The following is a 23,772-nucleotide window of genomic DNA, read 5'->3' as shown; positions in this document are numbered from 1 at the left end:
TTAATTCAGATGCGTTTTCTTTGAGGGAGTCAGGTGACATTTTTGGGGCAGTCAGTTCATTTGGGTTTGGCGGCACTAATGCACATGTTGTTTTATCGTCTGCACCCGAATTTTTAGGGGGGGAATGCCGTGTTTAGTCAACAGCATCATGTTCTACAATGGTCAACGCCGAGTTATGCTCAATCTGTAGAAACGGTACGTTTGTTTGAGCAATCGAAGTCAGTTCGAGCACATTCGTTGGGAGATATTGAATGGACCTTACGACACACGAGAAAAGCATTTTCTCACCGCTGTTCGTGCGTGATTGAACCGAATCAAGTTCTGGCCGACGCCTTAGAACAACCTATTGTTTCTCAACGTCAATGTGATCAGCTAGTGTACGTCTTTACTGGTCAAGGTAGTCAGTTTTCAGGCATGGCGGCTGGCATTTATCACAGTTATCCTGTTGCACGTGCAATGATTGACCAAGGCTGCGCGTATATTGAAAGAAGTTACGGTGTTCAGTTGTTACCCTTGTTAACTGAGGCGAGTAACGACTTAGATGAAGCTTTGCAGAACACGGCTCTTGTCCAACCAGCATTGTTTATTCTAGCGATGAGCTATCTAGAACTTCTGAAAAGTACCAAGTTATCACCTGACACCTTGGTTGGTCATAGCCTTGGTGAGTTTGTCGCAGCTTGCTATGCAGGGGTATGGAACTATGAAACAGCTCTAGATTTAGTATTTCTTCGCGGAAGCCTGATGGCTCGGGCGGAAAAAGGAGCAATGATCGCTTGTCATCTGGCAGAGAATCAGCTGCATGAGGTTCTCGGAGAAGATTGGAAGCAGAAGGTAGACTTGGCTGCAATCAACAGTGAAACACAGTTAGTTCTCAGTGTACAAAACGGTGAACTGGCGTGGTTGTTGAAAGTTCTGAATGACAATTCAGTACGGCATACTCAATTAAATACGTCTCAGGCTTACCACAGTCGGGCGATGGAACCCATCTTACAAGAGTTTTCAGCGGTTGTAGAACAGTCATGCCCTAATTTTCCTCGTCATACTTGGTACAGCAATGTCACCGGAATAGAAGTGGATCTTCAGCAAGTTACCACCGCACAGTATTGGAGTGATCACTTACGAAATACGGTCAAATTTGGGGACGCTGTTACCAATATTCATCGAGAATATCCCAATGCACTCTATTTAGAAATTGGGGCAAAACCTCAATTAAGCCCGCTAATTAGTGAGGTGACTAGCACCGTCACGAATACGGCTAATAAGCCTAACCACTCGGGCGTAGGGCAGTGGCTAACGACACTCGCGACACTTTGGGTTCATGGCTTTAACATTGATTGGCAGGATTGGTGCTCTGATGAGGGACGTCGAGTCCCGCTACCGAGCATTGCACTCGCTCCTCAACGCTATTGGGCAGAGATTGAGCTAACAGTAAAAGCACTTTCTGATTCAAAGGCGACTCAAAGTGGAGAAGTTGAAGAGATCGCTAAGCGAAGTGACCCGGTGAGCATGAAGTCTATTTGGTCGAACATATTAGGAATTAACGCTTCAGAACTGTCTGATGATGACCATTTTTTTGCGTTGGGCGGTAGCTCGGTCGATCTATTAGATTTGGTTCGACAAGTATCCTTGCACGGTGGCCAGTTGTCTGTCTCTGAAGCATACCAGTGCCTGAACCTGAAGACGATGGAAGATAAGGTTAACGGTGGATATAGACAGAGACCCCAACACCTGGATAAACAGAGTGAGACTATTGAACCATTTGAACTGAGCACTCTTTCCCTAGAAGAGAAAACCGTCATCATTAAACAATGGAAAACGCGAGGAGAGAGCTGTGGAAACTTGGAATAATGTTGTTTCGGATGCGTTTCCGTTAACTGCGATGCAATCCGCTATTCTCAATCAGTCAATACAGTCAAATGATGCGCTCTATATTGAGCAACTGGCGGTTGAAATTACGGGTAGTTATGATGTTAAACTTAATAAGCAGGCGTGGGAAGCGGTCATGCATGCTCACTCAGCTTTGCGTACGCGTCTTTACTTTTCAGGATTGAAAAAGCCACATCAAGTTGTGTTTAAGCCATCTAACAGTGTTGTACCTTGGTCTTTTTCTGACATTAATGACGAAAAATTCAACATTCATGACTATGCGGAGCAAGAAAAGGCCAAAGGTTTTGATTTAGAAAATGCCCCCTTGTTCCGTGTGAATATAGTGCGGGTATCCAGTGATAAGTTGTATATGTTGGTGACGGTGCACCATGTGATTATTGATGGCTGGTCTTTTGGGGTTTTAGCCAAAGAATTAGGTGAAGCTTACGTCAGGCTATCTTCTCAGGATTCTGGTGCATTGCCATTTGCCCCATCCCTTGCTCATCACATTAAAAGGGTATCATTGCTTGAGCAAGAAGAGTCAGCCTGGTTTTGGAAAGACAAACTGAAGGGATATGATGTTGGCAAGGCGATGGGTTCACAAGTCGGGCATTCGGGGGAAGGTCAAGGTAGCCTAGAAGTATTACGCTCCAAGGTTTGGCGTGATTCTATTCAAGCCGGTTGTCAGAAGTTATCCATTACAGAAAGCAGTTTGTTTCAGAGTGCTTGTAGCTTAGTGATGGCACGTTGGACTCATGAAGATAACGTGGTGCTAGGCATGACGACGTTAATGAGAGAGATGAGCCAGTTTGATGAATCAAGGATTATCGGTCCGTTGTTGAACACCGTGCCTCAAGCTTGGCGGTTTGACTGGTCGCAATCATGCTGTGACTATTTGATCCAACGTCATCAAGAATTGAGCGAAAGTTTTCACCATAATCAGTTGCCTCTTAGTCAAATAATGAAAGCGGCGGACTGGGAAGCGAATTCTATGCCATTTCAGGTGTTAACGGTCTTTCAATATGAAGCGCATGACGTTGAATCGGATTCAACTCTGCCATTTAAAGTGACCCCAGTGTTGGCTAAGGAATCGGTTGGTTACCCAATGGCGATTTACGCGTGGCCGGGTGACCCGTTCAAGATCCAAGTTCGATATGATACGTCGCGCTGGAACGCATCGCTAATTAATATTTTGGCTAACTCAGTGTGTGATGTGATGACATCGCTATTGAGGGAGGGTGAAAGCCCACTCAGCGGCTTGACAACGTACTTGCCTATGGCGTCTCAAGCGATAAGCAAAACAGCAAAAAACGCCTCTCTTATCGCAGCGATTACGTGAATTAGTCGAGGTTCAACCAGAATTAGCACTCATTGAAGACAAGGTATCTAACGTTACGTTGAGCTACTCTCAAGCATGGCAGAAAGTGAAGAGCCTTATCGCTTTACTTAGACATCAGGGAGTCGAAAAGGGGCAGGTTGTTGCTTGTTTTAGCCGTAACGAGCATCAGTCGATTCTCAATATGCTTGCGGTTATGGAGATGGGGGCTTGTTATCTAGGGCTTGACGCTCAATACCCAGAACAACGGGTTTCAGATATGCTGTCAGACAGTGGCTCGAAGCACCTCTTATTTAATGAAAACATGCCAGCTTGGTTGAATGACTACTGTGAAGTAAACAACATTCAAGCCGTCGACGGGCTTAGTGCTTGTTCTGGCAATAAAGATCAATATTTACAAATAATGACGCAATGTGATGATATTGCGTATCTAATTTATACGTCTGGGACGACGGGTAAGCCTAAAGCATCAATCAATACCCATGAGGGGCTAGCGAGCCGAATGGCGTTCTTGTCATCCACCATGGATCAACCCCACCGATTACTCCAGTGCTCAGGTATGAGTTTTGATGCTGTGGTACTTGAAGTATTAATGCTGTTGGCTAGCGGAGGGACGTTGGTCTTTGACGATATTGATTGTGTTCGCAATCCTCAAGAGATCACCAAAATCATCCAATTACATCAGATTACGATGATATTTTTGCCTCCCGCGCTGCTGACTCACGTTGACGTAACGCAAGTTAAAAGGCTTTCTTGGGTCGGTGTCGGTGGTGATCGCTGCCCACCAGCTTTGGCAAGAAAATGGGCAGAAAGAGGGCAATTGTATAATTTGTATGGTCCTTCAGAAGCGAGCATTTTTTGCGTGGCCAACCCCGTACATAAAACGCGGAAGTACGACAGTATTGGCTTTATCTGACGTTGATATTGGGCTTGTCGATCAGTGCGGGCATGCCTTACCAAGCGGGGTTTCTGGTGAGCTGTATATCGGAGGGACAGGAGTAGCAAAAGGGTATCATCAAAGAGATGAACTGACGTCTGCGCGTTTCATTTCGAGTGGTCAATCTCAGTTTTATCGAAGTGGCGATCAATGCCAAAGTGATGAGAATGGTTTCGTTTTTATTTTGGGCCGATTGGATACCCAAATAAAAATTCTCGGCGTAAGAGTGGAGTTGTCAGAAATAGAGTATGCGTTGTCAGAGTTTGCTTCTGTGAAAGAGGCAAGAGTGGTTCCTAACTATATGGATGGACAAGTGGACGCATTATATGCGTACTATTTAACAGAAGACGGTCGTCCATTCGCTTCCGAGGTCATTCGCCAGCATTTGGTGCGTAAGCTCCCTAACTCTGTCATTCCGTCAACCTTCACTTGTTTACAAGCTTGGCCATTAACGCCTAATAATAAAATTGATGCTAGAGCGCTAACTCAGCAAAAATATGTTCAAGCGACTCAAGAAGCGATTTATTCTGGTACAGAGTTAACACTTCTTAACTTACTCAGTGAATTACTCAAAAGTGAGATTTCTTACTTAGATCAAAGTTTCTTTGCGATGGGGGGAAGCTCTTTGCAGGTCGCGCAATGTGTTAGCCAACTCAGGGAGACGTTTGATGTTGACATTCCGTTGAATGAGTTCTACCAACTCCCTTCGATGCAGACCTTGGCAGATTGGCTTAATCTTAGACAAGATGGTCATGAAATGCCGTTACGCCAAATTGTTACTCATTATGATCTTGGAGAAGAGGCTGTACTCGCTCAGGATTTAGTGCCAGATGGGCTGCTAAAAGCAGAGAATGGAGAATGGCTGTTAACTGGAGTGACAGGATTTGTCGGTGCTCATTTATGCGCAAGTATATTAAAAAATACCGATAGAACAGTGGTTTGTATTGTTCGAGCCAATGATAAGAAAGAGGGGTTTTCTCGGGTAAAAAGTAAGCTAACTGAATTGAAGTTATGGTGCAATGACTACCAAACGCGAATTGCTATCGTCGTAGGGGATCTATCGCAACATAAATTAGGTCTTGGGCTAGAATCTTGGCAAAATTTGGCGAAATCCGTCAGTCACATAGTGCATTGTGGTGCTTTGGTGAACTTTGCCTATCCTTATGGTCTTTTGAAACGGGCTAACGTTGAGGCAACGCGCACTCTTCTAGAGTTGGCTTCGACGTCAAGTATTAAATCGTTCGACTTTGTTTCTACCATGAGCTTAATTTCTTCTGCATCAGATATTGAAGGCATTACTGAGTCGTCCCTAATGCCTAACTGGCAACATTTAATTGGTGGTTACAATCAAAGTAAATGGGTTGCGGAGCAACTGTGTTTACAAGCGTGTTCGCAAGGATTGGATGTTTCCATTTATCGACTGGCAAGCATGTCTGGAGATAAGCAGACAGGAATCAACAACGAGAAAGACATTATTTGGCGATCAGTTCAGGCGTGTCATTTGCTAGAAGCGTATCCTGAATCAGGTACATTGGCAGATCTAACGGTGACTGATGAGGTTGCTGATGTGTTGGTTCGCGCCAAAGTCGATGATTTTCGACGTCCTATATGGCATATGAACAACCCTGAGCCAATGCCTTGGTCAACCCTTTATCAAGAGACTCTAGTTAAAGGTAAGAAGCTGAAACCTTTGTCGGCATCAAAGTGGCGCATTGCCCTGTTATCCCATCTGGAACAATATCCAGAATTGAGTAATCTTGTGCCGTATACAGTTGAGGAAGAGGATGCTGAAACGCTGTTACCTATTGTGGCTGATAGTACTCTTACTTGCGCCTACATTGAATCATTAGGTTTATCTTTGTCTCCTGTTAGCTCAGAGCTCTTTGCGCTTTACACGGATGCACTGACTCTTCTCCCCTCTCAAACTTAAATAAAATAGAGACTGCAAATCGATTGAATAACAACGAGCGACATACCATCGCTCGTTTTTTATTCGTTATTGATTCAAAACCCTACCTTAAGTGATAAAAGCCCTCCCGATTGTGAATGGTAATCATTATCGATTGGGGTGATAATCTTCGCAGAAATTTATTGGCAGCACACAAAATTATGCGAGGGCGCACATCTATGAGTTCGCAATGGAAATTGGATGATCCGTTGAATCAATCCAAAGTTAATCTCCACTTTCAAAAGTGGGTTCGTTTTATTATTCATTTTCGCTATTGGGTTATTTTAGCGACTGTGTTGCTTGTTGCCGGTCTTTTTACCCGTCTGGAAACATTAGAGTTTGACAATAGTAATGAGAGCTTTCTACCTGTCAGTTCGTCACTAATTGCTGACATGGAAAGTTTCAAAGCGACCTTTGGGAACGAAGACACCTTAGTTTTGGCTATGCCTATTTCACGGACAGATCCGGATAAGACGATCGCGCAACTCAATCAATTGACCCATGACCTAGAAACCTCCATCCCGTATGTTCGCGCTGCTACAGGTATTAACAACCTAGAAAAAATGCGCACGGTGGGTGAAGGGGCAATCATTATAGACGCGTACCTGTCAGGGAAAGAATCGAAGGAAGAATTGTTAGAAAAGATCACTCGGTTGTCTAAAAATGAACTCTATCAAGGATTGTTTGTTTCAGGTGATGCTCGGTACTTAGGGGTGCTCGTAGAGTTACACGCCTACCCGAAAAACGAAGTGGATCCACGTAAGAAGATCGCTCCAGCCGTCAATAGCTTGTTAGAAAAAGACCGTTATAAAGACCTTGGTATTGTGGCGGTTGGTGACCCAATATTTGACGCCGAAATGGAACAAATCAGTAATGATGAAACAGGAACATTGTGGTTAATCGCTTTGGTACTTCAAATGTTGGTTATTGCCTATTTTACTCGGTCAGTAAGATTGACCTGGGTCCCTATTTTGGTGATGGCCTTAGCAAATATTGCCGTATTTGGTCTGATTAGCTTTATCGGTTGGAAATTGACCTTTTTTGTCACGATCGTACCAAGCCTTATTATGTGTATCGGGATGGCCGATTGTATCCATATTGGTTGTGCTTACCAAGACGAGCTAGCGGCTGGAAAATCTAAAAATGAAGCACTAGTGTCTGGCTGTGCGAAAGTGGCGTTGCCTTGTTTTCTGACGACATTAACGACCGCTATTGGCTTTTTATCGTTTCAGGGAACCGAGATCATTCCCATTGGTCAACTCGGGGTGTATTGCGCCATCGGTGTGTTCGTTGCGTTAATCTTTAGTTATTGCTTAGTGCCATCACTGCTTTCATTTGGTGCCAAACCTATATCCGCCATGAATCGTCATAAAAAAGATTGGATTGATGTGAGTTTGGACAAATTGGCTGAAAGTGTCATTAATTCTCCGAAAGTATGGGCTGTTGGCTTTTTAGCTTCGTCATTGGCGATGTCTGTTGGCATCTTTTTTGTGAGTTTAGATACAAGCCCGATAGAAAACTTGTCGACCCGAACAGAACTGCGTCAAAAGGCGGATTTTGTTGATCAGAATATGGGAGGGGCGATGACACTTGATATTGTATTGAGTAGCAATAACAACACTCCTATTTTGACGGTTGATACACTAAATCGGGTCGAAAAATTAATCGCTGAATTGAAAAAGAACGAACATGTTGTTACCGCACGCTCTATTGTCGACATAGTGAAAGAATCGAATCAAGTCTTGATACCTGAGAAAGGAGCGGTGCTTCCGACAGATCAAGGCACCTTGTCTGATTTCCTTTTCCTTTATGAAATGGGTGGGGGGGAGTTACTTGATCAGTTTGTTAGTTTTGACTCTAAACAAATTCGTATTGCGGTACGTACGCGAGCGGTGTCAACCGAGCAAAGCTACGACATTATTAAGCAGGTAGAGTTGAATGTTGAAAACACGTTCGATAGCCATGTTAATGCTTCGGTAACTGGCCCTATTGTCCATATTAAAGAAACGTCAGATTACCTTTCTAAGGGCCAGCTCCATAGTTTCATTTGGGCATTCATGGCTATTTCTCTTGTCATGGTTGTGGTGCTTAAGTCTTGGTCATTAGGGTTACTTTCTTTATTACCTAATGTATTACCCATTTTGGTATCGGTAGGGCTGATGGGGTGGCTAGATATGCCACTTAGTCAGTCATTAATTATCTTTTCTCCTTTAATACTTGGAGTTGCGGTTGATGACACTATTCACTTTCTCAGCCGATTCAAGGTGGCATTTAATCTAGAAGGCAACTACGAGGATGCGATTCGTTATGCCGTCACTAAAGCTGGGCGTCCGTTGGTCTTTACCACGACAATACTCAGTACGGGTTTTTCTGTTCTTACCCTATCAGTACTTAATGAGAGCGTGATATTTGGCTACATGTCTGGGATGGCTTTTTCATGGGCACTGTTAGCTGATTTAATTTTACTTCCAGCTCTGCTGCTTATCTTCAGACCTTTGAAAGCAACACAAACGTTAGACACTGTTCAAGCGAATGGATAAAGGAAAAAAAATCATGCACTTAAAATTGAATGCTTTACTGATCACAATGTTTTCGCCCTTTGTCTTTGCCGCACCAAGCGGAGAAGAGGTCATGACTTGGTTAGATACCGCTGAGTCAAGCCAAGATGTAACGCAGGATATGGTTATGTTGATCAAGCGAAATGATCAAATGTTAAAACGTGTACTTAAGAGTGAATCAATTCGAACCGATGAAGGGAGAAAATCTTTTATGGAGTTTTCGTTACCAGCTGAAGTTCAAGGGACGCGTTATTTAACATGGTCTTACGACGACCCTAAATTGGTCGATGACATGTGGCTATATCTTCAAAATGCCAATTTAACGCGAAGAATTTCTGGGTCGGCGAATAAAGGGACTTTTATGAGAAGTGACCTTATTAACGAAGATCTTCAAAGTCGTTCTGTTCAAGATGACGAGCATACCTTACTTAGAAAGGAAGAGTGCGGCGAAGTACAGTGCTATGTCGTCGAAAGTGTGCCATTTGACGCGAACAGTTCGTCTTATAAAAAACGTATTACGTGGGTAAGAGAAGATATTCATTTGGTTCACAAGATGGAGCGGTACTCTAAGCAGGGTCAACTTCTGAAAACAACGTGGTATGGAGGGCATAAACAGTTTGGTGACTATTGGATGGCACAAAAAATGGTGACCAAAAGTGCGGTTAGTAACAGTGAAACCCTGATTCAATTTAACAATATTCAAGTCAATGTTGGACTGAGTGAAGCTGACTTTTCTCAAAGCAGGCTATAGTGAAAAAGATTTTACTTTTATCGGTAATAAGCGGGTTTGTGCACGCAGAAGACCCCTTCGCTAGTTTTAACGATGTGCCTGTTGAGTCGGCCGCTTCAAGTATAGGTTTGACTGGGTACGTCCAGTCATCCATGCAGTACCTCTTGCGCTCTAATGAGTGGGGTAGTTTAAGGCAACGGCTGTGGGTTGAACCTTATTACCGTCCAGAAAGTCAGAAGTTCACGATTGAAAGCGCGTTCTCTATAGATTGGGACCCATCAGTGGGTGCAAGAGAAAAGGCGACGGAGTGGGATGTCCAAGTGCGAGAGCTCTATGGTTCAATAATGCAACAAAATCGGACGATCACGATAGGCAAGCAAATGATGATTTGGGGTTCGGGAAGTGCGTTGTCTCAAGGTAACTACTTCAACCCAACAGACAGCTCTGATCCTCTGGCTTCGGGGCTTGCCATTAACTATCTTGCAACGACAGCAATACGCTGGCGAGAATTTTCTGGTGATGATGTCTTTGACTTCATTGTGACGGCAGAACCAAGCATTAATGTGCTTGCCCAACAGGCTTCAATGTGGGATCGCTCACCGCCTGAATTAAGAGAAGCATTTGAAAATGAGACCCTTGATCACCCGATCGAGGTGGGGCTCGGGTACCAGATTAATCGAATTGGATTCGATCTTTTTTTAGGTGGAGCATATGTTTACCAAGACGATCCTGCTATTGCCGAAAACGCTCAAGGAGTAAGCCTTCAACGAAGCAAAACTTCTAGTGCCTTTTTCCAATATAATGTGAATTATTGGGGGGGGGTTGCCCAATTTCAGGCCCGCTACGATCAGAATCTAACAGTGGTGAATGACCGTAAAATGACTGAACCTGGTGAACAATGGAGCTTATTAGGGGGGTGGATTGGTTATTTTAAAGAAGTAAGCACGGAAATCGATTTTCTTGTGACCCAGCAGACGAATGGAAAAACCACCCCTCAGATCAGTCAGAATTATCATTATGAATGGGGGCAAGGGGTGTGGGCTGGAGAGATTGGTGGAGTTTACAATTTCAACGACGACTCTAGCTTGCTAGAGATCAAGCTTAGCTACAAGCCATCAGACACCCTAGAATACTCTCTGGGCTATAATGGATTCTATGGTGATGAGAAGGTTTATTCCAGAAAAATACCATGGTTGTAGCTCGTCTAAATGCCTATTTCTAGCGTTACCCACGATAAATACCGTTAATTAATTTGGAACCCGAGCGCTTTAAATAAGTGTTCATTGACTATTAATATCAATAAGAGGTCTATGTGAATATTCAGTGGCTGACGTGTTATAAGGCTAACCCAAATGCTAAAGTGAGGTTGTTCTGCTTTCCATACGCAGGAGGAAGTGCGTCTGGTTTTCATTCTTGGCTTCAGTGGTTACCCGAATGGGTAGAGCTTCATATTGTTCAACTTCCCGGTCGCGCCGAGAGAATGGCTGAACCTAACATAAATAATATGAAGGAATATATACAAGGGATAAAAAGTGAATTAGTCGCTTTAACGGATAAACCGTATGTCTTGTTTGGTCATAGTATGGGCGCATTAGCAGCATTTGAAACGTTAGTTATGCTGTACGAGGCGAAATTGCCTAAACCTGACCACTGTATATTTTCGGGTGCGTTGTCACCTCATCGTCAAAACCGCATGAAACCTATTAGCGGTTTACCGAAGCAAGAGTTCGTTGAAGAGCTCAAAAAATTAAACGGTACGCCTGAGCAAGTATTCAATACACCTAGTTTGCTTGATTTTTGCCTGCCTTACATTCGAGCCGATTTTTCGGTGGTAGAAATGTTCAGAACAGAATTCTCAGGGTTGCTACCGAGCAAGTCGACGGTAATTTATGGTTCAGAAGACAAGATGAATCATAACGATATGCAGGAATGGCAATCTTTTTTTACTCAAGACGTAGACATAAAGGAGTTCACTGGAGACCACTTCTTTATTCATAATGAAGATAACGTGATGAAGATTATTGAGGAGCTATTAACAAGCTTTAATAATCCCTCGAGTTGCTCAATGAAGGAGAGTGTTGGTGTTACTTCCGATTGTTTCTTCCCGTAAATTGATGAGTCGTCTTATATTACAAAAAGATAAGCCATTTTTAGGTTTTATCGAATCATTTCAAAAACATGAGTTTTCTGAGTATCACTCTGATATATGTGTATATATTTGTGAATACAATGCTGAAGTGTTCACTAGTGATATTTATGAAAAGCTGACTTTTCAGGAGCCTAGCCATATCAGGAAAGCGGTGACGAAGCGAAGAGCAGAGTTTCTGGCGGGAAGGCTAGCAGCGATGGTTGCTTTAGAGTCATTGAATGCAAGAGATGTATCCGTTTCAACTGGAATGCATAGAAACCCAATTTGGCCGGATGGGTACGTTGGATCAATTTCTCATACGAGTGAGAGAGCGATTGCAGTTGTATCTCAAGATCATGCTGTGACATTCGTTGGTATCGACCACGAAGCCATTATTCCGATGAATGTTGCGACAAAAATAGCTCCTCAGATACTGACAAGCGATGAAATGCAATTGTATTATCAGTTGAGCATGAGTTTTACTCAATTTTGTACCATTATTTTTTCAGCCAAAGAAAGCTTGTTTAAAGCAATCTACCCTAAAGTGGAGATGTACATCAATTTTAGTGAGGCTAGAGTGACTGAGATTTGCGTGACAAACAAAAGATTCAGTATTCAACTTTGCTCTACACTCGTTAGTGGTGAGTTAGAAGTTGGTAAAACCTTTACGGGTCATTTACTTTCTTGTGGATCTTTTATAACGACTTTAATTAGTTCGAATTGAATTCAGTCTTCTGGCCTTATGCATGCTCTCTCAGTTTTAACTTGGCTGAGAGATCTTATAGCGCTTCTCTTTCTTTGTACGGCTTTTGGTATTGTCTTTACGGTCATTGTTTACTTCGTTAATACTTACACTGACTTAACTTTTAAGTACTTTGACATATCAATACAAATCGGGACAGAAATAACAAACAAGTTTCTTTATTATTTAGCTCGTATTCTGATAGGAGATAAATGATGAATCATACTATTGCCAGATACTGCGCAATGTTTGTAGCCGTGCCTGTTGCGTGCTACGCAGTTCTATTCTTGTCGTTAGGGGTCACAGAATTCTTGTCCTTGTGGCCAGAGCCGATAGCGGGATTTATCTCAGCAATGACGGTAGTGCTTGTGGGTTATTGGTTGGCTCCAGAACACAAGATAACCGTCGCTGCCATCTGGTTACTTGTTGGAGCAATCGCGGCTTGGTTGTTGCTCGTAAACAGTCATTACCCTGAGAGTTATGGTGTTGAATACGCCTATCGACCGACTTTCATTCCGTTAGCCTTGACCTACCTAGGTGGTGCGTTTGGTTTGTTCATCTGCTATAGAAAAGAGATGAACAAGATCGTTTAACTATGGTTATGGTATCGTATACGAAATCAAGAGCTATCTTGGTTAAGCTCGAGCTTGAATAGAGGTCTAAACTCGCGACGATGGCTACGAGCCACTTGCAGGTCGGCTATCTTTCATTAAAAAGTCGAGTCTTCTTTGGGCGAGTTTTGGTTTTTTCAAGATCAACTGTTTCGATCATTTCACATTCGTCTCTTACCATTTCAGCGATAAGGCTTGGGTAATGGCGGCAGTCTTCAGGTCTATCAAGATAGATGCTGCAGGTGTATTTGTTTTGCGAATTAGGGTTTAGCTTGGGTGCTATCTCTAGAAACGGGCACTGTTGTAGTCTTACTCCTGTCTTCGGATCAAACCAAATTTCGTCACCTTTTACGTATGCGAAGATATCAGGATTAAACAACTCCCACAGGGCTATCTCTTCAGTACTAGCTGAAAGTGCGCCATCGCCATATTTGATGCAACATTTTCCGCATTGGTTACACGCTTTCATTACAAAACCAGTTTGATTTCAAAAATAAGCCTGCAGTATATCACCAATGTGTTAGAACAACGTATGGCCTGATAAGCGGCATGGCTGTGATATCGAATTGATTAACCGTCAAAATGTCGGTTTAGCAATAGGGTGTAACTCCAGAGTTTATGGCTATTAGGAAAATTACTTTTTATTGCCTGCGCCAAAAATGTCCGAAAAGTGGTTAGTAAACTGCTGATGAGTGTGGTTTTTAATCACTTGATTAAAATGAGCAAAATTAGTGTTGACGGAATTTTTTAATCCGTTAAAGTACGTCTCGTTCTCAGGGCAAACCGCTCTAGAGAAAAAGATTTTGCAATATTGATGATTCACTGGTTGAAGTGTCAGTATTAAGATGGTGTCTAACCGCTCTTAGAGCACATTGGTTTAGAGCATCGCAATAAAGAATTGCGTGCCCTGGTGGTGGAATTGGTAGACACAAGGGATTTAAAATCCCTCGGCGTTCGCGCTGTGCCGGTTCAAGTCCGGCCCGGGGCACCATCTATTTTCTACTCAAAGAGTGGAAGTGAAAATAAAGCTCAACGTGATATGAGCGACAAAGAATAATGGCGCCTTGGCAGAGTGGCTATGCAGCGGATTGCAAATCCGTGGACCTCGGTTCGACTCCGGGAGGCGCCTCCATTATTTGAAAAGCCCCAGCAGAAATGCTGGGGCTTTTTCGTTTTAAGATTACTCGCGATTAAAACTAAAAAGGCACATCACTTACCTCTATCCGTGATGTGCCTTTTGAATACTTATTGTTAGTGTTCAAGAGAGTTAAACAGTTGCGACCATTTTTTGGAGCATACGAATCATCTCTTTTTGCTCCGCATCATTTAGCGAACTTAACATCTCTTGATTTACTGCAACGGGGATGGGCAGTAACGTCTCTTTTAGCTCATTTCCTTTGGCGGTTAAATAAATTCGAAACGAACGACGGCTATTCGGATCAGTTCGTCGCTCCACTAGACCAAGGTTTTCCAGTTTGTCTAATGTACGAGTTGTCGTGGAGTTTTCTACTTTAGACTTGGCAGAAATGTCTCTTTGAGTTACGCCTTCTTCTTCCCATAAGCACATCATAGTTGGCCATAAGGCCACCGTTAAGCCGTGCTTTTTTAGCTCTACTTCAAATTTTTTAGCTGCTTGGTTGGCAATCACGTTGATCATCCAGCCGAAGCTACTTTGTCTATTAAATTCACTGCCCATGTTTGCTATACCATTGATAATGCAATTATTGTCATAGTAACTAATCCGGATGAAATTAGCACCAAAAAAGCGCGAAGATTTGAGGCCAACAAAGGAGCGGTGGATCTCGATATCTTAGCTTGATACCCCGTTACCATCGCCCAAACTAAGGGTTTTTTAGCCAACTTGTAGCCTAGAATGACCACAACATGGAGCAACACTAAGAAACCAAGTGTGTCAGCCAAGAAAAAATGAACGGATTCCAACGCCGAGAAAACGCCATCTGTTAGCCAAACATCGGCCATTGGGAGCTGATCCAATAGCCCTGCGAGTGCAAGGCCCGATACACACTGAAGCAGTAGAGAAGAAATCAACGCGACCACCATAAGAGCACCAAGAGGGTTGTGGCCTACTTGGTTATTCAACCGGCCAGTTAGATAGACCCATATTATTTTGGGAGATCGGACAAATTGACTGAATCGGCTCGTCTCACTGCCAATAAATCCCCAACATATTCGCCAAATTACCAGAGTCAATAATACCAATCCTAGCTGAACATGAGGGCCGTTACCTGATTGACCCGTTACCATTAGCCCAACAAAAACAAGTGCCTGCATCCAGTGATATAGGCGAGTTGCGAGATCCCAAACTTTCATATCTGTATTCCTGTTAAAAATAAATTAATGTCTATTTCAATTAATTTACACAACAACAGTTGCAATAGCAATAATTGTTGTGTAAATTAAATAACAGAACACATCAGCCGTTCGCATTGGTAGCGGACGTAAATGCAAATCAAACCGCTCTCGTAATAAGCTGAGAGGCGACAACAGAGGATAGAAGAATGAGACTAAAAAATTTTAAGGCGTTACTTTTGGTCATGGTACCGACGACACTGTTCGCACAAGGGTTCGAAACAGAAATTGAAGCAAGACAAAACGCGTTTTCCGAGATTGAAACCGGATTAGAGCAAGCAAGTGACGTTATTGATGGCTCAGAAACCGACTGGGATCAATTGACGATTCTTAGCCAAACCTTAAAGGAACACGGTAATACATTAACGGTGTCATTTCCGAAAGGGAGCCAGAAAGGCAGCAAAGCAAAAGAGGCCGTGTGGGATAAATCGGCCAAATTTGATTCTCACCTTAACCAAATGAATTCAGGCTTTGAAGATATGTACAGAGCAAGTCAGCAGCAAAATGCCAACATGGCTGAAGCTGGCCTTAAACAAGTCGAAAGTACGTGTCGTGGTTGCCACCGTACTTATCGATCTCGCTGGTAAGTTCTCGTTACTAAAAGAAATAAGGTATGAATATGAACAAGCGTATAGCAAGTATCCATCGTGTCGCCGGTATGATGGCATTTTTTATGATTTTTTCGTTTTTTGCTAGCACATTAACGGTTGAGTTGTTCGGTGATCATCACACTATTTTGGCGGTGAAAACGTCAATATTGTATGCAATGGGGTTATTGGTATTGATGATGGCAGTAACCGGTATTACGGGGGCAAAATTAGCACCCAACGCCAGAGGCGGCGTGATAGGAAAAAAGAAAAAGCGTATGCCATTTATCGCAATGAACGGGTTACTCATTCTGGTGCCGTCGGCTATCTATTTGCAATCTCTAGCCAGTCAGGGGCAGTTTGGAGCACTATTTTATAGTGTACAAGCATTAGAGTTGTTAGCAGGGGGCACCAATTTGATTTTGATGGGGCTGAATATCAAAGACGGTATCAAGATGAAAAAAAGGTAGTGCGCTAGGTGTGTGTCATGTCAGGAAATACGAATGAATAACTGTACATAAAACCAGTAATTTGTCATGCTAGGGTCATCAAACGCGCTCTAAAGGAATAACGCATGAAAACTGATTACCACTTAAAACTCAAACCAGTGATCCGTTATTTGGAGAAAAACTATAACACTCAACTTAACCTTGAGGACGTAGCGCGTATCGCGTCACTGTCGCCTTATCACTTTCATCGAGTATTTAAGGCCGTTACGAATGAAACTTTGAATGATTACTTACGTCGCTTGAGGTTACAACAAGCGGCTCAAGATTTGTTCTACAAAAAGCCAGCGGTGATTGAGGTGGCACTGGAGTATGGTTTTTCCAGTTCACAGAGTTTTGCGAAGGCATTTCGTAAGTATTTTAATATGTCGCCAACGGACGTAAGAAGTTGCCCGAGTGTAGAGCTATTTTCTATCGCCATTCAAAATAGCAAGATGGGACACCAACTGAGCAAGAATGGAAACGACTCTACCGACGCCGATTCTTATACTTCTCCTCACACTAAACAAAGGAGAGTCACTATGGAAAGAAAGCAGTTTGAACCAACTACACTTGCATACGTTCGAGTAACAGGTCCATACGGAGAAAACTATGAACCGGCCATTGGTAAGTTGTACCAATGGGCCGGAGCTGAGGGGGTTGCAGATGCAACATGCATATTCATTTATCATGATAACCCAGAGTTAACTCCGGTAGACAAGTGCCGCACAGACATTTGCTTAATGGTGCCAGAGAGCGTGAAAATTGCAGGTGACATTGAATTACAAGCGTTTGTTGGTGGTGAATACGCAACATTGCGTACAACCATTACCGACAAACAGCAATATGGCCCAGCGTGGAACGACCATATCTCGCAAATTGTTGACCTTGGAATTGAAATGGATGACCGACCATGCTTTGAGCTTTACCACAGCTATGATGCGGAAAAAGGCATCACCGATGTTAGTTTTTGTAGTGCAATAAAGTAATATTATGAAACGGCCTCAATGCGAGGTCGTTTTTCAATATCAGTTCAGGAGATAAAATGGATATTTTGGTTGAACAAGAAATCGTGCTACATCAGTACGACACCCGCCAAAACGAAACGGATATTGAACGCCTGATCCACCCAACGTTTACTGAAATTGGAAAGTCTGGCAACCGCTATGACTTTGCGTCTATCGTTAAAATGATGGAAACAGAAGCGCCCTCAATTAATCGCATTCATTCACAGAATTACGAGTGTATTCAATTGGAACCTGCAGTGCAGTTATTAACGTATGAGTCTGCTTTGGTCGATGATTCTGGTGAAGCAAGTGAGTATGCTAAACGGAGTTCAATCTGGGTTTTTACGGGAATTTGCTGGCAGCTTAAGTTTCACCAAGGGACTCCCTGTTTACCTTTTGAAATAGGACATGACGTCTAGGAGAAGAGATGCTAACGACAGAAAATACCGGGCTGATCGTGGTCGATGTTCAGGGGAAGCTTGCGCATTTAGTACATGATAGTGACGCTCTAATCTCTAATTGTGGGAAGTTAATTAAGGGGTCACAGGCTCTCGAACTACCGGTGATAGTGCTTGAACAAAACCCGAAAAAATTAGGTTCGACCACTGATGTTCTCAAGGCACTTCTTAACAATATAGCTCCCATCACCAAGTTTACTTTTAATGCATGTGAATCTCCCGATTTCGTGGATTCTATGAGTGTCCATAAGGTAGATACTTGGCTTATTTGTGGGATCGAGGCACATATCTGTGTCTATCAGACGGCAAAAAGCTTAGTTGAACGGGGTTATAGGGTAGAACTAGTCAGTGATTGTGTTTCTTCTCGAACATTAGACAATAAAGAGATCGGTATTAATCGACTTAGAGATAGTGGTGTTGAAATTACCTCGCTTGAAATGTGTTTGTACGAATTGGTAAAGGACTGTCGATCTTCTGAGTTCAAGCAAATTTTGCAATTGATCCGCTAGCCTGTATTAATGAAATTGCTAAACAAAGGCATGTACCATCAGCGACTTTTTGGTGTCACTATTGCGACTTTTGTCATACGTTTTGTAATCTAGTGAGCTGAATCAGCTTTGACTCTTTATTTCATTGTGTCTGTTCTGTCGCCAAGATATCTTTGAATGACATAGAAATTCTTGATGTATATATGAAATAAAATGAGGTAATTAATTTGGAAGCTCTTTCTGAAGTATTGGTAGTGTTGATCATTTTTGGTGCTATATTTGGTAAAGGTCTGATTCGTACCTACGGTGAGCATAAAGAGAAGCAATCAAAACTAAGGTTTGAAAGCGGTAATCAAGAATGGCAAAAAGATAAGCGAGTTATGCAAGAACAGCTGAATGAACTAACAGAGCGTGTTCAAGTGTTAGAGAAAATTGTCACTGATCCTAAACACAATCTAGATCGAGAGATCTCCTCGCTATAAAGGAGTGAATAGACTCGCAACAGTGTTACGCTGAGTCGAATCACAGGCGATGATTAAACCTTTAAGTGCCCCTAATACAACATCACGATGCGTCCTTTTGGATAGATGTAAGAAATTAGACTATAGTCAAACTTGGTGTATTACTTACTTTTCATCCTGGTCAATTGTTTCATGATTGACATAAAAAGGAGTCATCATGAAGCAGATATTATTACTGTTGCTTGTCGTTTCCAGCTCAAGCTTTGCCCAGACAAAAGTGTTATACATAAACTCCTATCATGAAGACTTCTACTCCGCGATTATCCAAATTCAAGTCGTAAAAGACATTTTGTTGCCCGAAGATATACAACTGAAATTTGTCCATATGGATACCAAGCGTATCAAAGAGGATGAATTACGTAAAATAGAAGGGCTTAAGGTTCAAAAAGTCATCGCTGAATGGAAGCCGGATCTTGTGATTGCAAGTGATGACTCAGCAAGTAAATACGTGGTATCAAAATACAAGGATCAAGCACTGCCCTTTGTTTTTATGGGAGTGAATTGGAGCGCTGAACAGTATGGTTATCCGTACGAAAATGTGACGGGGCAAATAGAAGTAGACCTGGCAAAAGAGTTGATTTCTGAGCTGCAAACATACGCGACAGGTAAAAGGGTTGCGTTCTTATCGGGAGATACATTAACCGATAGGAAAACACTTAATTTCTATCAAACCAACTTAGATCTCACGTTTAGTGAAGTAAAACTGGTGAACACCTTTGAAGAGTGGAAATCCGCATACTCGTCGCTTCAAGAACAAGTAGACGTGATACTGTTTTTGAATAATGCTGGTATAAAAAACTGGAATGATCAAGAAGCAGAGGAACTCGTCAAGAACGAAACAAAAATTCCGACAGGAACAACCGATCAATCTCTACACCCTTACGTGTTAATCAGCTTTGCAAAAGATGTCCACGAATTTGGCGAATATGGGGCTAAAACAGCGCTTCAAATTCTCAATGGTACTTCCCCTACAATGATACCCATAACCAAAAACACACGAGCGAAAATAAGTTTAAACATGTCCTTAGCCAAAAAGTTGGGTGTCATTTTTCCAATTGAAATGATCGATATGGCGACATTGGTAGATTGAAAGCAATAAAGCTCACTCTGTAGATGGGGTACTAAGGAAGTGGAATGTTTAAGACGAAATTAAAGTTCCAAATCCTTTTTTTTGTGCTCTTTATCCTTTTGAACGGGATGCTTGTTCTTTATTATATATCGGCAAATGAAATTAAGAAGACGATCGACAAACAACAACTAAACTTCTACACGGAAAAAGTTGAAACTATTTTACAGTCTTTAGAAAGTCGATATCAAAAGCTTCAAAAAACTAATTTAGTTGAAAACTACGAATATGGATTTAAAGAACTATCTATTAATGAATTGAGAAAAGTTCATTATGCCAAGCCAATGAAAGTATATCCATTTATAATTGATGATAAACGACTTCTTATTCTACATCCCACTTATGATGCGAGTAACCCTGAAGATTATGAAAATAGTGATGTGTATAGAAAAATAGTAAATTATGAAGAAGGTGATTTTGACATAGTAGTGCAAGGTGTTGACAAGTGGGTAATTCTAAAACGATATAAGAATTGGGATTGGATAGTCGGATACTCCATGCCTTTGAGTGTGAAGTATGAAGCGTTAAAAGATTTTAGAAACAAGTTTTTAATATTAACATTGTTGGTTGTTTCTATTGTTTCATTATGCATAGTATTCATTGTTAGGCATATATTATCTCCTATTGAAAAGCTAATAACAGCTTCAAAAGTAATTGCAGATGGCGATTTAGACAGTGAAATAAAAATTAACGGGAGTTATGAGTTAACTCAACTCTCCCATAGTTTTTCTATCATGAAAGATAAGATCAAACAAAACATTGACGAGTTGGAAGATAAAGTCGAAGAGCGAACGATCGAGCTCACAAGATCTAACGATGAGTTGGAGCAGATAATCATCAACTTGAAAGAGACGCAGGACAAACTGGTAGAGTCAGAAAAGATGGCGTCATTGGGGGGATTGGTTGCAGGTGTTGCGCATGAAATCAACACTCCTGTTGGTATCAGTTTAACCGTAGTGACATATTTCCTAAAAATTAATCAAGACTTAAACAAAAAATTTGAAAGCAACAAATTGAGTGCTAATGATTTAAAGTTGTACTTACAGCAATCTGATGATTGCGCACAACAGTTGAATAAAAATATTGAGCGAACCGCTCATTTGATTAATAGCTTTAAGCAAGTTGCAGTTGACCAAACGAATGAAGATATGAGAATGTTTGAATTGGTTTCTTACCTGCACGAGGTAGTGTTTAGCTTAGATGGTGTAATTAAAAAGAATAATGTGGTTGTTGATATTGTTTCTAAAGAAGAAATAATGTTAAGTTCATTTCCTGGTTCCTATGCTCAAATTGTTACAAATTTAATTATCAATTCCACAATACATGGATTTGTAGAGAGTAAAGACAATTCTGAAGATACGCCAAAAAAATAGTTATTGAAATCTCTCAAGAAGATGGACAAATTAACATTGTCTATATAGACAACGGCAAAGGAATTAACGAAAACGACCTATCGAAGATATTTGACCCATTTTTTACTACAAATAGAAATCAAGGAGGTACTGGGTTAGGGTTAAATATAATTTACAACATAATTACTAGTAAGTTAAAAGGAAAAATCAATTGCACCAGTGAGTTAGAGAAGGGTGTTAATTTTGAAATAACTGTCCCAATTCAGCTTGATCCTAATAGGACTATCGAGTAAATAAACTTCGATTTAACTAATGGGTTGGAAAGTAACAGTGAAGGTCATGCCTGTCATATTTTCTTTATTCAATAGTGCAGAGGGGGAGCTAATCTTTGCATTGTTTTCGGCGCTCAAAGAACCTTTCATATCACGCATGCTGTTGGTAGATATGGATAAGCCTAATCCTAAACCATCCCCCATTTTTTTTGTGGTATGAAAGGGTTCAAAAATGGTCGCAAGTTCTTGTTCAGAGACACCGCTACCGTTATCTATGATGTTTAATGCGATCTTTTCGTCTTGATGTTGCGTGCTGATTATCAGTTGAGGGTGAGGTGCGTCTTTCATAGCATCGCAAGCATTGACAATTAGATTCCCTAAAACCTGGCGTATCCGCTGTTCTTCTCCTAATACTTTTTCGATATCAACAGCTAAGCGAACTCGTACGTCAACGTTGCTTAAGCGGTGCTGGTGGATCCTAAGAACTTCGTTTAATGCATCAGGAATAGAAACAGCGTGGAGTTGCTCTGGTCGATTGAATGCAAAGGACTTAAGCTGGTTTGTCATATTCGCCATGCGGTCAATAAGCGTATGCACTAACTTGTTATTGGCTTTAAGCATCTGCGTTTCACCGCGTTCCATTAATAAATCGTTACTGGTGAGCAGGGTTCTTAGCCCGGTCAGTGGCTGATTTAGCTCGTGAGTAATAGCACTCGACATACGGCCTAGTGCCGCCATTTTGCTGATCTCTATCAGTTCATTTTGTGCGTCTTTGAGCTCTTGTGTGCGCAGTTCGACTCTGTCTTGCAGTTCACTGTTTACGTTTTTTAGTGCGATTTCCGCTTTCTTTCGTTTGCTAATATCGATAACGGTGGCTAGATAATAGTGGGTATTATGCCAATGCAGCACGGTTATAGAAAACAGCACCGGAAAATGACTTCCATCACTGCGGCGTGCCATGGTCTCTATACTATTGATTTCCGCCAAGTCGTGGTGCTTATTCAGATTTTGAAGCAATTGAAAAATGGTAGAACTTGGTTTGTTGGTATCAAATAACTGCCACGCAGGGAGGTTCTTAATCATGGTGTCAGATAAGTTAAAGTAGCGCTTTGCCATCGGGTTTATTTCGGCAAGATCACCGTTACTGGTTAAGAGCAATATTCCTACTTGGGTTTTGTTGATCATTTGACTCAAACGTTCTTCTGAGCCTTCAATCAGTTTTTGGATCCTAAGCTGGCTTAGGTGCTTTTGATGGCGCAAATTCCAAATGATCGACAGTAAGATCAAAAATAGGCATGCGCCGGCGGTCGACCAACTTATCCAAGAAACGGTTTCTTCAAGGCCTTTTAATGGTGTTAGGTAGGTTAACTGCCATTGCAAATCGTCTAATACAACCGACTGCACAATGTACTTTTGCCCTAATAACGTGCTTTGTGTAATCAGAGCACCATTGTAGATTTCTTTTCTACTCACGGTGCTTGACGGGCTTTCAATTTGGTTGAGTTTTGCAACATTGAGTTCACTGCTGCTTGAAAGAAAAAACGTGCCACGCTTATTTTGAAACAAAATGGCTTCGTCATTTGCAAACCATTGTTCAGTCAAGAACCTTAAATCGACTTGAACTACAGCAATGCCAGCTAGATCGAAACCAACATTGATGGGAGCTGCTAGGTAATAGTAGGGAGTCGAGCCCACGACTTTAGTTACAATCGACAAACTTCCACTGTCGAGGTGAACCTGAGAAGCGATGGATTGCGAATCCGCTTCACTTAACGAGCGATTAGATAAACTTGAAATTAAAACATGGCCTTGCTTGGATAGTACATACCACCCTTTGGTATTGGCCGCTTTATCTAATTGAATGAGTTGGGATTCGAGCAATGGCCGAAGGTTAATCTCGCCTTGTAAAAAGCGCTGTGTTTCGGGTTCATTGGTGATTAAAAAGGGAAGGTGCGAGAAGCGACGCAAAGAACGGCGTATTTCGCCTACGTAGTCGAGTAACCTTTGCTCTATGGTATCTTGAGCTTGAGCTAGTTGCCACTGAGTCGCGGCATAGCGGCTTACACTTAAGCTAATCGCAATCAGAATAAACGAGATGGCGACCAATCCTATCTTTCGACCGAACGTCATATCGTACTCCATTTAGATGTTCACAGTGTTTAGATAACTATAATTGCCATAAATGTTAAAGATTTGTTCGTAAGAAATGGGAGCTAGCTCCTTTAATACAAATAGATTTTTCCATACCGT

General features: G+C 41.9%; 23 protein-coding genes, 2 tRNA genes and 1 pseudogene. 22 read left to right on the top strand and 4 right to left on the bottom strand.

Features of this window, described 5'->3' with window-relative positions:
- The first annotated feature begins 20 nt into the window (after window positions 1-20).
- From VTAP4600_RS26745 to VTAP4600_RS18175, 11 genes are all read left to right on the top strand, one after another.
- On the top strand, window positions 21-137 hold the full coding sequence (locus VTAP4600_RS26745) for a hypothetical protein (protein ID WP_415239698.1): 117 nt from the start codon (window positions 21-23) through the stop codon (window positions 135-137).
- On the top strand, window positions 130-1,848 hold the full coding sequence (locus tag VTAP4600_RS18225; RefSeq protein ID WP_102524224.1) for an acyltransferase domain-containing protein: 1,719 nt from the start codon (window positions 130-132) through the stop codon (window positions 1,846-1,848). The genes VTAP4600_RS26745 and VTAP4600_RS18225 overlap by 8 nt, the downstream gene beginning before the upstream one ends.
- Window positions 1,832-3,205: a condensation domain-containing protein gene (locus VTAP4600_RS18220; RefSeq protein ID WP_102524223.1), complete on the top strand. Its 1,374-nt coding sequence runs from the start codon at window positions 1,832-1,834 to the stop codon at window positions 3,203-3,205. Before VTAP4600_RS18225 ends, VTAP4600_RS18220 begins: the two co-directional genes overlap by 17 nt.
- 58 nt (window positions 3,206-3,263) lie before the next feature.
- Entirely contained in the window at window positions 3,264-4,118 is an 855-nt protein-coding gene (locus VTAP4600_RS18215) for an AMP-binding protein (RefSeq protein WP_231897968.1), read from the top strand.
- Window positions 4,105-6,069 carry a thioester reductase domain-containing protein gene (locus VTAP4600_RS18210; RefSeq protein ID WP_331813012.1) on the top strand — a complete coding sequence of 655 codons (1,965 nt, stop codon included), beginning with the start codon at window positions 4,105-4,107 and terminating at the stop codon, window positions 6,067-6,069. Before VTAP4600_RS18215 ends, VTAP4600_RS18210 begins: the two co-directional genes overlap by 14 nt.
- Window positions 6,070-6,266: 197 nt before the next feature.
- Window positions 6,267-8,627, top strand: a complete 2,361-nt coding sequence (locus tag VTAP4600_RS18205; RefSeq protein WP_172443172.1) for an efflux RND transporter permease subunit — start codon at window positions 6,267-6,269, stop codon at window positions 8,625-8,627.
- A gap of 13 nt (window positions 8,628-8,640) precedes the next feature.
- Window positions 8,641-9,396 (top strand): outer membrane lipoprotein-sorting protein, encoded by a 756-nt coding sequence (locus VTAP4600_RS18200; protein WP_172443171.1) that lies wholly within the window; start codon window positions 8,641-8,643, stop codon window positions 9,394-9,396.
- Window positions 9,396-10,574, top strand: coding sequence for a hypothetical protein (locus VTAP4600_RS18195; RefSeq protein ID WP_102524218.1), 1,179 nt, complete (start codon window positions 9,396-9,398; stop codon window positions 10,572-10,574). The genes VTAP4600_RS18200 and VTAP4600_RS18195 overlap by 1 nt, the downstream gene beginning before the upstream one ends.
- Before the next feature lie 113 nt (window positions 10,575-10,687).
- Complete coding sequence (locus VTAP4600_RS18190) at window positions 10,688-11,485, top strand: thioesterase II family protein (RefSeq protein ID WP_102524217.1); 798 nt, start codon at window positions 10,688-10,690, stop codon at window positions 11,483-11,485.
- Window positions 11,457-12,227 carry a 4'-phosphopantetheinyl transferase family protein gene (locus VTAP4600_RS18185; protein ID WP_102524216.1) on the top strand — a complete coding sequence of 257 codons (771 nt, stop codon included), beginning with the start codon at window positions 11,457-11,459 and terminating at the stop codon, window positions 12,225-12,227. The genes VTAP4600_RS18190 and VTAP4600_RS18185 overlap by 29 nt, the downstream gene beginning before the upstream one ends.
- Window positions 12,228-12,457: 230 nt before the next feature.
- The gene (locus VTAP4600_RS18175; protein WP_145958595.1) at window positions 12,458-12,838 is read left to right on the top strand and encodes a hypothetical protein; all 381 of its coding nucleotides are present in this window, start codon (window positions 12,458-12,460) and stop codon (window positions 12,836-12,838) included.
- A gap of 84 nt (window positions 12,839-12,922) precedes the next feature.
- Here VTAP4600_RS18175 and VTAP4600_RS18170 read toward each other — a convergent pair.
- Window positions 12,923-13,325 (bottom strand): annotated as a pseudogene (locus VTAP4600_RS18170) (YkgJ family cysteine cluster protein).
- Window positions 13,326-13,760: 435 nt separating this feature from the next.
- On the opposite strand from VTAP4600_RS18170, the gene VTAP4600_RS18160 reads away from it, so the two are divergent.
- Both VTAP4600_RS18160 and VTAP4600_RS18155 read left to right on the top strand, forming a co-directional pair.
- A tRNA-Leu gene (locus VTAP4600_RS18160) sits at window positions 13,761-13,847 on the top strand.
- A gap of 67 nt (window positions 13,848-13,914) precedes the next feature.
- Window positions 13,915-13,988, top strand: a tRNA-Cys gene (locus VTAP4600_RS18155).
- Window positions 13,989-14,123: 135 nt separating this feature from the next.
- Here VTAP4600_RS18155 and VTAP4600_RS18150 read toward each other — a convergent pair.
- Window positions 14,124-14,552 carry a MarR family winged helix-turn-helix transcriptional regulator gene (locus VTAP4600_RS18150; protein WP_102524212.1) on the bottom strand — a complete coding sequence of 143 codons (429 nt, stop codon included), beginning with the start codon at window positions 14,550-14,552 and terminating at the stop codon, window positions 14,124-14,126.
- Window positions 14,553-14,557: 5 nt separating this feature from the next.
- Window positions 14,558-15,187 carry a cytochrome b/b6 domain-containing protein gene (locus VTAP4600_RS18145; protein ID WP_102524211.1) on the bottom strand — a complete coding sequence of 210 codons (630 nt, stop codon included), beginning with the start codon at window positions 15,185-15,187 and terminating at the stop codon, window positions 14,558-14,560.
- A gap of 188 nt (window positions 15,188-15,375) precedes the next feature.
- On the opposite strand from VTAP4600_RS18145, the gene VTAP4600_RS18140 reads away from it, so the two are divergent.
- The 9 genes from VTAP4600_RS18140 to VTAP4600_RS26740 all read left to right on the top strand — a co-directional run bounded on the left by VTAP4600_RS18140 (window position 15,376) and on the right by VTAP4600_RS26740 (window position 21,543).
- Window positions 15,376-15,813, top strand: a complete 438-nt coding sequence (locus tag VTAP4600_RS18140) for a c-type cytochrome (protein WP_102524210.1) — start codon at window positions 15,376-15,378, stop codon at window positions 15,811-15,813.
- Between the two features lie 32 nt (window positions 15,814-15,845).
- A complete protein-coding gene (locus VTAP4600_RS18135) occupies window positions 15,846-16,283 on the top strand; it encodes a hypothetical protein (protein ID WP_102525441.1) in 438 nt (145 codons plus the stop codon).
- Window positions 16,284-16,387: 104 nt separating this feature from the next.
- Complete coding sequence (locus VTAP4600_RS18130; RefSeq protein WP_102524209.1) at window positions 16,388-17,287, top strand: AraC family transcriptional regulator; 900 nt, start codon at window positions 16,388-16,390, stop codon at window positions 17,285-17,287.
- A gap of 56 nt (window positions 17,288-17,343) precedes the next feature.
- Window positions 17,344-17,724 (top strand): nuclear transport factor 2 family protein, encoded by a 381-nt coding sequence (locus tag VTAP4600_RS18125; RefSeq protein WP_102524208.1) that lies wholly within the window; start codon window positions 17,344-17,346, stop codon window positions 17,722-17,724.
- 8 nt (window positions 17,725-17,732) lie between these two features.
- The gene (locus VTAP4600_RS18120) at window positions 17,733-18,272 is read left to right on the top strand and encodes a hydrolase (protein ID WP_102524207.1); all 540 of its coding nucleotides are present in this window, start codon (window positions 17,733-17,735) and stop codon (window positions 18,270-18,272) included.
- 206 nt (window positions 18,273-18,478) lie between these two features.
- Window positions 18,479-18,733, top strand: a complete 255-nt coding sequence (locus VTAP4600_RS18115) for a nitrite reductase (protein ID WP_102524206.1) — start codon at window positions 18,479-18,481, stop codon at window positions 18,731-18,733.
- 196 nt (window positions 18,734-18,929) lie between these two features.
- The gene (locus tag VTAP4600_RS18110; protein ID WP_102524205.1) at window positions 18,930-19,862 is read left to right on the top strand and encodes an ABC transporter substrate-binding protein; all 933 of its coding nucleotides are present in this window, start codon (window positions 18,930-18,932) and stop codon (window positions 19,860-19,862) included.
- A 44-nt stretch (window positions 19,863-19,906) separates the two neighbouring features.
- Window positions 19,907-21,271, top strand: a complete 1,365-nt coding sequence (locus VTAP4600_RS18105; RefSeq protein ID WP_102524204.1) for a HAMP domain-containing protein — start codon at window positions 19,907-19,909, stop codon at window positions 21,269-21,271.
- Window positions 21,268-21,543 carry an ATP-binding protein gene (locus VTAP4600_RS26740; protein ID WP_102525440.1) on the top strand — a complete coding sequence of 92 codons (276 nt, stop codon included), beginning with the start codon at window positions 21,268-21,270 and terminating at the stop codon, window positions 21,541-21,543. The genes VTAP4600_RS18105 and VTAP4600_RS26740 overlap by 4 nt, the downstream gene beginning before the upstream one ends.
- 12 nt (window positions 21,544-21,555) lie before the next feature.
- On the opposite strand, the gene VTAP4600_RS18095 is transcribed toward VTAP4600_RS26740, so the two are convergent.
- Window positions 21,556-23,652 carry an ATP-binding protein gene (locus tag VTAP4600_RS18095; protein ID WP_102524203.1) on the bottom strand — a complete coding sequence of 699 codons (2,097 nt, stop codon included), beginning with the start codon at window positions 23,650-23,652 and terminating at the stop codon, window positions 21,556-21,558.
- Window positions 23,653-23,772: the final 120 nt, after the last annotated feature.

This window comes from Vibrio tapetis subsp. tapetis (genome assembly GCF_900233005.1).
GTDB lineage: Bacteria > Pseudomonadota > Gammaproteobacteria > Enterobacterales > Vibrionaceae > Vibrio > Vibrio tapetis.
Note: the sequence above shows the minus strand (reverse complement) of the source record. Positions and strands in the feature narration are given on the sequence as shown.

Bases quoted from the DNA above. Each gene is read 5' to 3' on its own strand.
- VTAP4600_RS18200 (WP_172443171.1), top strand. From the start codon at position 8,641: ATGCACTTAAAATTGAATGCTTTACTGATCACAATGTTTTCGCCCTTT.
- VTAP4600_RS18120 (WP_102524207.1), top strand. From the start codon at position 17,733: ATGCTAACGACAGAAAATACCGGGCTGATCGTGGTCGATGTTCAGGGG.
- VTAP4600_RS18140 (WP_102524210.1), top strand. From the start codon at position 15,376: ATGAGACTAAAAAATTTTAAGGCGTTACTTTTGGTCATGGTACCGACG.
- VTAP4600_RS18105 (WP_102524204.1), top strand. From the start codon at position 19,907: ATGTTTAAGACGAAATTAAAGTTCCAAATCCTTTTTTTTGTGCTCTTT.
- VTAP4600_RS18125 (WP_102524208.1), top strand. From the start codon at position 17,344: ATGGATATTTTGGTTGAACAAGAAATCGTGCTACATCAGTACGACACC.
- VTAP4600_RS18110 (WP_102524205.1), top strand. From the start codon at position 18,930: ATGAAGCAGATATTATTACTGTTGCTTGTCGTTTCCAGCTCAAGCTTT.
- VTAP4600_RS18135 (WP_102525441.1), top strand. From the start codon at position 15,846: ATGAACAAGCGTATAGCAAGTATCCATCGTGTCGCCGGTATGATGGCA.
- VTAP4600_RS18205 (WP_172443172.1), top strand. From the start codon at position 6,267: ATGAGTTCGCAATGGAAATTGGATGATCCGTTGAATCAATCCAAAGTT.
- VTAP4600_RS18175 (WP_145958595.1), top strand. From the start codon at position 12,458: ATGATGAATCATACTATTGCCAGATACTGCGCAATGTTTGTAGCCGTG.
- VTAP4600_RS18095 (WP_102524203.1), bottom strand. From the start codon at position 23,652: ATGACGTTCGGTCGAAAGATAGGATTGGTCGCCATCTCGTTTATTCTG.
- VTAP4600_RS18145 (WP_102524211.1), bottom strand. From the start codon at position 15,187: ATGAAAGTTTGGGATCTCGCAACTCGCCTATATCACTGGATGCAGGCA.
- VTAP4600_RS18150 (WP_102524212.1), bottom strand. From the start codon at position 14,552: ATGGGCAGTGAATTTAATAGACAAAGTAGCTTCGGCTGGATGATCAAC.
- VTAP4600_RS18130 (WP_102524209.1), top strand. From the start codon at position 16,388: ATGAAAACTGATTACCACTTAAAACTCAAACCAGTGATCCGTTATTTG.